Here is a 10,036-nt window from a genome sequence, read left to right as displayed (position 1 = left end):
TAATGCCAGTCAGTTAAGCTGACTGGCATTTTTCTTTTTATGGGGATACTTAGATGGTTTTGGCTTAACCCATCGGGGGTATCTTCTATCCTCTCGTCTAGCTGGAAGCTTAAATAAGACCAGTGTATTGAGTAAGTGCTGCCAGTGTATTGGAATGTTCCCTGGACTCATTATAGATACTGACGAGAAATACTGAATGACAGCCATCGAACTGCTAGAGAAACTAAGCTGGTTAGGCCATATCCCTGTAACTGTCGCCGCCATCGTCATTATTCTTCGTATTAAATTATAGGCGAGTAACACGCCCCATAGCTCCTGACGCACCATGTCTGGACGCTTGCTTCTTAAATGGTATGCGCTATCAAGCATGGTTTGTTTGATTTCTCTAAACCCAAGTTCTATCTCCCAACGATGACAATATAATTCAACAATTTCATTACCTGGATAACGCAATCTATCCGTCATCGAGGTTAATATACGGTAGCTTTTGCCCTTTATTGTTTTACTGATTAATCTCGCTTTAATCGTTTCAGGAACATCGGGAAAGTTTTTTTGTGCATGCTTTGTTGTTTTCAATTCAATGATATGGTCATTTTTACCCGCGCTGGAGATGATTTCATACTGTAAGTCGGGCCTTGCTGGTATCAGCCAGTGCCTCATCTTCCCAGTTTGGTGCCAACGATTTAACAGGCCTAAAGAATAATATCCTTTATCAAACATAGTCAGTGAATTATCTGGTGTACGTTCAATTAAACGCTCAGCTAATTTCATCTCGTTGGTTTTATAGTTATCAAACTCGCTACTGAGCAGTTGATGGCTGGTCAATTCCATATGACAGACCATGCGTATTTGAGGAAAGGCTGTATCACCGTATTGGTTGCTACCAGAAGAGAAGGCTTTACGATTATCAGGCGTGTCGGCTGTTCGCCACACAACACCGTCAACAGCTAATAGGTTCAAGCCATTCCATGTTTCGAATGACTGTTGCTTATACATTGATTGAGCAGATTTATTGAAAACGTGTTTAACGGAATCATCACCTAACCTTTGTCTCGCTTGTACCATCGCACTTGGAGCAACGAGTTGGTTCTTGCCAGGTAACATGATATCTAGCTTATTAGCGATATTCCAAACCGATTCTTTTCGAAACAATGCCATGCCAATAACTGACCACAAAACGGCCTCAAGCGGTAACCTTCGCTTACGAACGGTTGCAATCCCAGCTTGTTGAAAACCTTGTTCAATGATTTCAGGGTCAAGAATTTCTGATAATTTTTCAAAGGTATGGTATCGGCTGCTTTCTTCAAGTGTTGCTTGCAGTGCTTGTTCTATATTCACAAAAAAATCCGTAGTTAGTTTCCTAACTACGGATTTTGCATGATCGTTTGGATCGGTCAACCGGTCATTTTCTTAACTGATCGGCATTAAGCCTAGGCTGCCTTTTGTCATTTATAAAATCGTATTTATTTTACGTATTTTTTAAATGCAGCGTCTACTGGTGTATCAGCAAGGTGATTAGTGTAGTTGCTCATTACTTTTTGAGACAAGCCTACAATAATTTCAAGTAGTTGTTGCTTACCGTAACCTGCTGCAAAGAATTTTTCGATTTGCTCATCGCTGATCACGCCACGTTCACGTGTCATTGCGAGTGTAGTTTCACGAAGAGTTTCTAGCTTAGGGTTTTCAAGTGGTGTTTTGTTTACAAGTGCATCAACAACACCTTGATCAACTTTCATTGCCGCTGCAATACCACTGTGAGCAGGAACACAGTAATGACATGCGTGCTCAACGTTAATTGATTGCCATACTACTGTTAGCTCTTCTGCATTGAATGATGTTTTTTGAAACAGCTCATGCAGTACTTGGTAACCTTTAAGTAATGTTGGTGCTTCAGCCATTACTGCATGTAAGTTAGGAAGCATACCAAATGCTGCTACTGAATCAGCTAGTAACGGTTTTGCTTCTTCTGGTGCGTTTTCTTGAGTGTATAAAGTAAATTCGGCCATGGTTAGCTCCTAATAATTAATAGTTTTAAGTAACTTCGAGACACATAGTATTTGATTTTGAGCGACTGTTCAAGTTAAAATTGAGCAAATGTTCAAATTGATTGAGAATGATATGGCTAATAAGGTTAAATTTGAACGCGATAATGTAGTTCGCGTTGCAAGCCAGCTATTTTGGCAAAAAGGTTTTCATGCAACCTCAACGCGTGACTTACAAGAAGCCGTTAATATGCGCCCGGGTAGTATTTACTCTGCGTTTGGCTCTAAAGAAGGGCTATACTGCGAATCGCTGAAAGATTACACAGTACAAATGAAAACCCAAATAGAGGGGTTTCTATCAAGTGCAGATACAGTACTTGGTGGGTTACGTGCATTTGTTGAAAACGTGGTCATTAAAACAAAAGATTGCAGCCCAAGCGCTATTTGTATGCTGGTTAAAGCAAACAGCGAGTTTGCAGAAAAAGACTCAAACCTATACGAGTTAAGCTTAGATTTAACAGCTCAATTTGAAGCTTATTTAACGCAGTTGTTTACACAAGCAATAAACAAAGGTGAGTTAAGTAATACGTTGACCGCTGTTGAATATGCGCGCTTTTTTCAGGTGCAATTTACAGGTTTACGCGGTTATTTTAATCGTCCTAATGTAGAGCAATTTGCTGAGCCAATGATCAACCAAATGTTTATGTTGATTAAAAAGTTATAAATAGCAGTTATCGCGCATTCTCAATAAGTTATACTTATTTTACTAAATAAAAATGGCCAGTATTTACTGGCCATTTTTTTGTGCTTAAAACTTAATTTATAAGTTACGTTTTAAGCTTATTTAGCTCATTATCTTGCTGGGCAACAAGTGCATTAAGCGCTTCGCTGCTATCCCCTGCTTGTGTAGATAAGTCAGCAAGTTGCGATGCGGCATCAGATATAAGCGTTAAATTACGGTTTATTTCTTCAGTCACTAAGCTTTGCTCTTCAGCAGCGGTGGCAATATGTGTAATTTGATTGGTTATTTCATCAACTTTAACGACAACACTGTGCAGAGCATCAAAAGCCACTGATGTTTCATCAACGGCATTTTGTGCACGTACTACGCCTTTTTCAATAACGGTAGATGCGTTACCCACTTCAGATAATAAACTATCAATTAACTGGCTTATGTCATCTGTTGATGAACGCGTTTTAGAAGCGAGTGCACGTACTTCATCAGCAACAACGGCAAAGCCTCGCCCATGCTCACCAGCGCGCGCAGCTTCAATGGCTGCGTTAAGTGCAAGTAAGTTTGTTTGTTCTGAAATAGTACGAATTACATCTAATATTTGCGTAATGTCTTTACTACGCGAAGCGACTTTTTCAACTGCTTGGTTGGCTTCTTTAATTTCTTCAGACATCGTTTTAACTTGTGTCATCGCTGACGATAAGCTCGACTCACTACTTACTACCAAGCTATTTATTTCATCGGCTTGTTGGGCTGATTGCTCTGATGCTCTGGCGACTTCGAGTGCTGTTGCGCTCATTTCGTTCATAGCCGTTACCACACTTTCAATTTCTTGAAATTGAGATTGAACATTATGCTTAGTATCAATAGCGATGTGTTGTGCTATTTCGCCTTGCTGTTTAGTTTGCTCAGACACCGCTTTTAGTTCAGAAATTAAATCACGTAGTTTTGCTAAAAATCGATTAAACCCACCAGCTAATGCAATAAGTTCTGCGTGGCTATCAACATGCAATGTATGCGTTAAATCACCCTCAGAACTTGCGAGGTTATCAACCCGCTGTTGAATTTGTTGTAGCGGCGCTATTACACCTGCAATTACTAATTTCATAATAACAAAAGCAACCACAGCAATTATTAAGCCTGTAATTAAAATAATAAACCCGAGTGATGCTGCTGTTTCTTGCATGTTTTTTTCTAGCGCTTCAGGCCCTGCAAGTGCTAGGTCTGTAGGTACTTCTATGATTAATGACCACTGAGTGTTTGCTAGTTTTATATCAATTGGATAATTTACTAAATATTCACTATTTGTTTTAAAAATACCGCTTTGCCCTTTAGACTTTTCAATATCATTAAATATAGTAGAACTAACAGCCTCTTTAATTGGGCGCCCTAATTTAGATTTATAATGACTGCTGCCTACAACTAAACCTAAATCACTTAATAAGGTTACTTTAGCTTGACCATTGTAAAGCTGCTTAGAGAGCTTCTCAGTCATTAATTGAAAGGTTGGTAGAGTTAAATCAACGCCTGCTAAACCAATAAACTGGCCTGACTTTAAAATAGGCACGGTTAACGAAGTTAGCATTACCGAATCGCCCGATGGGATTTCGTATAAATACGGTTCCATAATACAAGGCTTAAGTGTGTCTTTTGCGCACAAATACCACTGCGCTTCGCGAATACCAAATTCATTTAAAGAGGTAATATATTTATCGGCAGCATTCGCTACTTTTTGTTGTTCAATTACGCCTTTTTGATCGCGAGTTATATATACCTCTAACGTACCAGCACTATCTACTGAATGCTTATACCCTTGTTGATATTGAGAATCTTGCCCATCAAAAGCGTTTGGTTCAAATTGAGAATAAATAGATGATAAGAGAGTGTTTTGTTCTAAAACCGCTTTATTTATACTGACAACTGTATCTCGGTCTAAAGTGCTTTGTTTTGCTGCATCGCCAAGTAGTGCCGCTAATGAATAAGGGACACGGTAAGCTTCATTAATAAAGCCAGCAATTTTTTCTCCGTATCCAGCCGCATGAGCATTAAGCTTTTCTTCTACTTCTACAATAATGTACTCTTCGGATTTGGTCGCTAACTGCTTATTACTTGATGATAACTGCCACCACAAAATGCCTGATAGCACTAGTACAGTTATAAATATACTACCGACACTTAGCCAGAGTAACTTTTTTGCTAACGATATTTCTCGCATTCATCACACCCTTTAAATTAAAACTACTGATACAGTTTAGTAGATCTAACCAACGAAGCTATGAATATCGTTAAACAAATTGAATTTAATACAATACGTTGAGTTTTTTAAAGTTTAGCCAAACGTGCCGTTGTAATTGAGGCTGCAATTAATAAACATACACTTACCCATAAACACGCACTAAGCCCATATACTTGAAAAACCCAGCCAGAAAGCACCGTACCAAGCAAACGCCCTATCGCATTGGCCATATAATAAAAGCCAACGTCGAGCGACACCCCATCGTTTTTAGCAAAACTTACTATTAAGTAACTATGCAGCGATGAATTTACAGCAAATACACCACCAAAAATAAGTAAGCCGATTACAAGCGTAAAATGTACCGCTACATCAAATTGCATCAACAACGCTAAAATGCCAGTTACGCCACTTAATAGAGCAACCCACCAATACGCTTTTTTGACTGAATGTGAGTTTGAATCACTTTGCCCTGTTATACGCGGTGCTTGCGACTGCACCAATCCATAAGCAATTACCCACAAAGCCATAAAGCCGCTTACCCACCAGTGATCCCAGTTAAACTGAGCGGCTAAGTAAACCGGCAATGCAACCACAAACCATACATCGCGCGCCGCAAATAAGCATAAACGCGCTGCACTAAGTAAGTTGATTGCCCGCGATTTAGAAAATAATTCTTTAAACTTAGGTTTGTTTTTAGCTTTACCAATATCGCCTTTTAAAAAAATTAAACTAATAACCCACGCAACACTAAGTAAAGCAATTAGGCTTATTAATGCCCCCACAAAACCAAATACGGTAAGTAGCAAGCCACCTAAAAAAAAGCCCACTCCTTTTAACGCATTTTTAGAGCCCGTAAGTATGGCAATCCATTTATATAATTGGCTTTGCCCTGCATCGTCTTGTGGTACTAAATACTTAATGGCGCTCTTTGCGCTCATTTTATTTAAGTCTTTAGCTATGCCACTCAGTGCTTGCGCTGCCATAACATAGGCAACGGTTAGCCAATCTCCAGGAACGCAAAGCATGGCCAAAGCTACAAGCTGTAGCCCAAGCCCTACATTCATGGTTTTGTTTAACCCTAAATGTGCTCCTAGCCATCCACCTACTAAATTGGTGATTACGCCAAAAATTTCATAAAACAAAAACAACATGGCTATTGAAAATGCACCATAACCCAACTGATGAAAATACAGCACCACCAGCATGCGCAGTGCACCATCAGTTAAAGTAAATGCCCAGTAATTACCGGTAATTATTAAATATTGTTTTATAGAACTTGGTAAATTAGCTAACTGCGCAAGCATGAATTTAAACCTTTTTAAACGAGATTAAACCACATCACTTTGTGCAACTTTAAGCATTAGCTCAGCCGTACGGTTTGCATAACCCCACTCGTTATCATACCAAGCGTATAATTTAAGCTGAGTATTGTTAATTACCATAGTTGAAAGCGCATCTATGGTGCAGCTACGTGGATCTGTTTTGTAATCTATAGATACAAGCGGTCTTTCTTCGTAGCCTAAAATGTCTTTTAGCTCGTTATTTGCAGCGTTTTTAAACCAAGTGTTTACTTCATCTTGTGTAACACCTCGTTCAAGCTCAAAAACACAATCAGTAATGGATGCGTTAGTAAGAGGTACACGCACAGCATGGCCGTTTAATTTACCCTTAAGCTCAGGAAAAATATGCGTAATAGCCGTTGCACTACCGGTTGTAGTAGGAATTAAACTAGTACCGCACGAACGCGCACGGCGTAAATCTTTATGAGGGGCATCAATAATCGTTTGGGTATTAGTAATGTCGTGAATAGTAGTCATTGAGCCGTGCTTAATACCCACTTTTTCTTGGAGTACTTTTACTATTGGCGCTAAACAGTTAGTTGTGCAAGAAGCCGCAGTAACAATTTTATGCTCACTTGGGTTATAAAGGTTATCGTTTACACCCATTACTATATTTAAAATCCCGTCTTCTTTCACAGGAGCCGTTACTACAACACGCTTAACACCTTGCGCTAAATATTGATTTAGCAGTTCAGTGGTTTTCATTTTTCCGCTGGCCTCTATTACTACATCGCAATCTGACCAATCAGTTTCATTTATGGTTTTGTTGTTGGTAACTGCAATCGTGTGTTTACCCACACTAAAGCTATTATCATCACTAGTGACCTGCTGCGCTAAGCGTCCGTGTACTGAGTCAAACTCAATTAAATGTGCGTGTGTTTTAGCATCGCCCGCTACATCATTTACTTTAATAAACTCTATTTCTGGCCAATCAACTGCTGCACGCAGTGTTAAACGTCCCATACGGCCAAAACCGTTAATACCTACTTTAATAGTCATAATTAAATACCTTTAATAAGTTAATTTATTAGTTAGTTACAACAGCTAGCTGCACGTTCAGGGCGATTACCCATAGCGTTTAAGCGCGTTAAATCGTTTTGATAAAATGAAGAGTTAGCAGTAAGCGTTTGCGTTAATACATTTTTAGCCCACTCTGGCAGTGCTTTGTTAATACTGTAGTACACCCATTGATTTTGTTTACGGCCGCTTAATAATCCGCATTGTCTTAACTGTGCTAAATGGCGAGATACCTTAGGTTGGCTTAATTTAAGTGCAGCAACAAGCTCGCATACACACAGCTCTTCTTCGTGGCTAATTAGCAGCATTGCTTTTAAACGTGTATCGTCCGCTAGGCATTTATAAAATTGAAGTGGGTTGAATTGTTCCATACTGTCCTCACTGTGCTTATGCATACACAATAAAACAAAATAACAACATATGGAATAGTAAATATACGTTTTATCGTATATTTAATTTTTATGCCTTAAACGCAAAAAAGCACACAACGACTAATTGTCGTTGTGTGCTTTTATAACTTTTCTTTATTTAGTTATTAAATAATTGAAAGCTCTACTTCAATATTGCCACGTGTTGCGTTTGAATATGGGCATACTTGGTGTGCTTTATCTACAAGCGTTTGCGCTGCAGCTTTATCCATATCACCTAGTGATACAGCAAGTTTTACTGCAATACCAAAACCGCCTTCAATAGCACCAATAGACACTTGTGAATTAATATGTGTGTCGCTTGGTAAATCTATTTTTTCGCTACCTGCTACAAATTTAAGTGCGCCAATAAAACATGCTGCATAACCTGCGGCAAATAATTGCTCTGGGTTAGTGCCTTGTCCGTCGTCTCCGCCTAAACCTTTAGGTGTCGATAAATTTACATCTAAACGACCATCATCAGATTTAGCTACGCCTTCACGGCCGCCAGTTGCAGTTGCTTTTGCAGTGTAAGCTACGTTTTGTAATACATTCATAATGAACTCCAAAGTTTAAAAACATCAATCAATTTAGTTTGTGTGCAAAATAATAGAACAAGTAATTAGAGATTGCAAATACTTTGCATGCAAATTAAAATAACATGCATCGAAATAAAGGATAACGTTATGCCGTTTGAGCAATTAAAGTTAAAAAATCAGTTATGCCACCGGTTATATATGGCATCTAACAGCATTGCGCGTGCGTATCGCGAGCCTTTAAGCAAACTAAATTTAACTTACCCGCAATACGTAGTAATGATGGCGCTGTGGGAGCAAGACGAAATAACAATTGCAGGGCTAATAGATAAAACCGCGATAGACGGCGGTGCAATGACCCAAATACTCAAAAAAATGAGCGAAAAATCATTACTGGCTGTTATTAAAGATGAGCACGACAAACGCAAACGCCTAGTGAAGCTAACCCAGCATGGCCAATCACTTAAGTTAAAAGCAGCCGATATTCCTAAAAATATTTTATGTAAATTTGATAGTGTAAATGCAACACAAGCGAAGCAGTTGATGCAGCTGCTCGATTTAGTAGTAAACGACTTAGCCGATTAGGCTCTTAATTTTTAAACAATAAACGTGTTTTAAAAGGTTTTAAAAATGACTCATATTAAAAAATTACTATTAGCTGCGGCGTGTAGCACGGCACTTTTAAGTAGCAACGCCGTATCTGCCAATACTGCTAATACTGCTAATACTGCTGGCCAAAATGCTGATTTAAAAACAGTAGCCACTTTTGATGCGCAGCACCCACCGGGTAACATTGCTATTACCCCATCGGGCAGAAAGTTTTTATCTGTGCACGGTTTTTTTGGCCAAAAGCAAAAAATTATGGAGCTTTTAAGCGATGGTACAACTAAGCCCTACCCTAATGAAGAATGGGCATACGCGTACAATAACGGTAAAGGTTTTTACGATGTACTTGGTATAAACGTATCAAGCGATGGCGTTTTATGGATGCTCGACACTTCAGGGCCCGATCACGCTGGGCGCTTAGTGGGTTGGGATACAAATAAAGAGCAACTACATAAAATTATTTATCTGGCTAAACCTACCATTACCGACACCTCATTTTTAAACGATTTAGTCATCGATAATAAGCATGGCGTTGTATACATTGCCGACACAGCCCAAGGCAGCCAAGCCGCTATTATTACGGTAAACCTTAAAACAGGTGTAGCACGCAGAGTGCTACAAAATAGCCATTACACCACAGCCGAAAATATCGATATGGTTATTGATGGGCGCACAATGAGCCTTGGCGGACAACCAGCACGCTTAGGTGTTAACCCAATTACGCTTGACCCTAACGAAGACTGGCTTTATTTTGGCTCTATGTCGGGCACATCGGTTTACCGCATTGCCACCAGCGATATAAATAACGAGAGCCTTTCGGCTAAAGCACTTGAAGACAAAGTTTCGCGTTACGGCACTAAGCCAATTTCAGACGGTATTATTGTTGATGGCGGCGGTAACATATATGTAACCGACATAACCAATGGCGCAATTGGCGTAGTTAAACCCACTGGCGACTACGAAGTATTATTTAAGGACGAACGCTTAAGCTGGCCTGATGGCTTTAGCTACGGAGCCGATCATAAAATATACTTTACCGTTGACGATTTACATAATTCGCCTGTACTTAATAATGGCAAAAATCAAAGCCACGGTAAGTTTAAAGTAATGTCGTTCGAGCCTTTAGTAAAAGGAAAAGTAGGCCGCTAATTTTCTTTTTAAGTGACTACATTTTTAAAA

10 protein-coding genes are annotated in these 10,036 nt (G+C 39.3%); 3 read left to right on the top strand and 7 right to left on the bottom strand.

All coding sequences use genetic code 11. The annotated features are described in order from the left end of the window. Nucleotides 1–9 precede the first annotated feature (9 nt). Together L654_RS0116120 and L654_RS0116115 are read right to left on the bottom strand one after the other, a co-directional pair. Entirely contained in the window at nt 10–1,332 is a 1,323-nt protein-coding gene (locus L654_RS0116120; RefSeq protein WP_101162806.1) for an IS4 family transposase, read from the bottom strand. Nucleotides 1,333–1,463: 131 nt separating this feature from the next. Then, entirely contained in the window at nt 1,464–2,006 is a 543-nt protein-coding gene (locus L654_RS0116115; RefSeq protein WP_007586212.1) for a carboxymuconolactone decarboxylase family protein, read from the bottom strand. 112 nt (nt 2,007–2,118) lie between these two features. On the opposite strand from L654_RS0116115, the gene L654_RS0116110 reads away from it, so the two are divergent. Further along, nucleotides 2,119–2,706 (top strand): TetR/AcrR family transcriptional regulator, encoded by a 588-nt coding sequence (locus L654_RS0116110; protein WP_010553549.1) that lies wholly within the window; start codon nt 2,119–2,121, stop codon nt 2,704–2,706. Nucleotides 2,707–2,809: 103 nt separating this feature from the next. Here the strand turns inward: L654_RS0116110 and L654_RS0116105 are convergent, their stop codons facing one another. The 5 genes from L654_RS0116105 to L654_RS0116085 all read right to left on the bottom strand — a co-directional run bounded on the left by L654_RS0116105 (nt 2,810) and on the right by L654_RS0116085 (nt 8,272). Continuing rightward, on the bottom strand, nt 2,810–4,930 hold the full coding sequence (locus L654_RS0116105) for a methyl-accepting chemotaxis protein (protein WP_024608441.1): 2,121 nt from the start codon (nt 4,928–4,930) through the stop codon (nt 2,810–2,812). Nucleotides 4,931–5,037: 107 nt separating this feature from the next. Beyond that, entirely contained in the window at nt 5,038–6,255 is a 1,218-nt protein-coding gene (arsJ, locus tag L654_RS0116100) for an organoarsenical effux MFS transporter ArsJ (protein WP_024608440.1), read from the bottom strand. A 24-nt stretch (nt 6,256–6,279) separates the two neighbouring features. Next, a complete protein-coding gene (locus L654_RS0116095) occupies nt 6,280–7,290 on the bottom strand; it encodes an ArsJ-associated glyceraldehyde-3-phosphate dehydrogenase (protein ID WP_024608439.1) in 1,011 nt (336 codons plus the stop codon). A gap of 32 nt (nt 7,291–7,322) precedes the next feature. Then, nucleotides 7,323–7,679: a metalloregulator ArsR/SmtB family transcription factor gene (locus tag L654_RS0116090; RefSeq protein WP_024608438.1), complete on the bottom strand. Its 357-nt coding sequence runs from the start codon at nt 7,677–7,679 to the stop codon at nt 7,323–7,325. Nucleotides 7,680–7,843: 164 nt separating this feature from the next. Continuing rightward, nucleotides 7,844–8,272, bottom strand: coding sequence for an organic hydroperoxide resistance protein (locus tag L654_RS0116085; protein ID WP_024608437.1), 429 nt, complete (start codon nt 8,270–8,272; stop codon nt 7,844–7,846). Nucleotides 8,273–8,401: 129 nt separating this feature from the next. Here L654_RS0116085 and L654_RS0116080 point away from each other — a divergent pair, with 129 nt between their 5' ends. Both L654_RS0116080 and L654_RS0116075 read left to right on the top strand, forming a co-directional pair. Further along, nucleotides 8,402–8,836, top strand: coding sequence for a MarR family transcriptional regulator (locus tag L654_RS0116080; protein WP_024608436.1), 435 nt, complete (start codon nt 8,402–8,404; stop codon nt 8,834–8,836). Nucleotides 8,837–8,881: 45 nt separating this feature from the next. Further along, nucleotides 8,882–10,006, top strand: coding sequence for an L-dopachrome tautomerase-related protein (locus L654_RS0116075; protein ID WP_024608435.1), 1,125 nt, complete (start codon nt 8,882–8,884; stop codon nt 10,004–10,006). Nucleotides 10,007–10,036 lie beyond the last annotated feature (30 nt).

The sequence above is a fragment of the Pseudoalteromonas sp. TAB23 genome (assembly GCF_000498075.1).
Lineage (GTDB): Bacteria > Pseudomonadota > Gammaproteobacteria > Enterobacterales > Alteromonadaceae > Pseudoalteromonas > Pseudoalteromonas arctica.
This window is presented reverse-complemented; position numbering and strand designations above follow the sequence as displayed.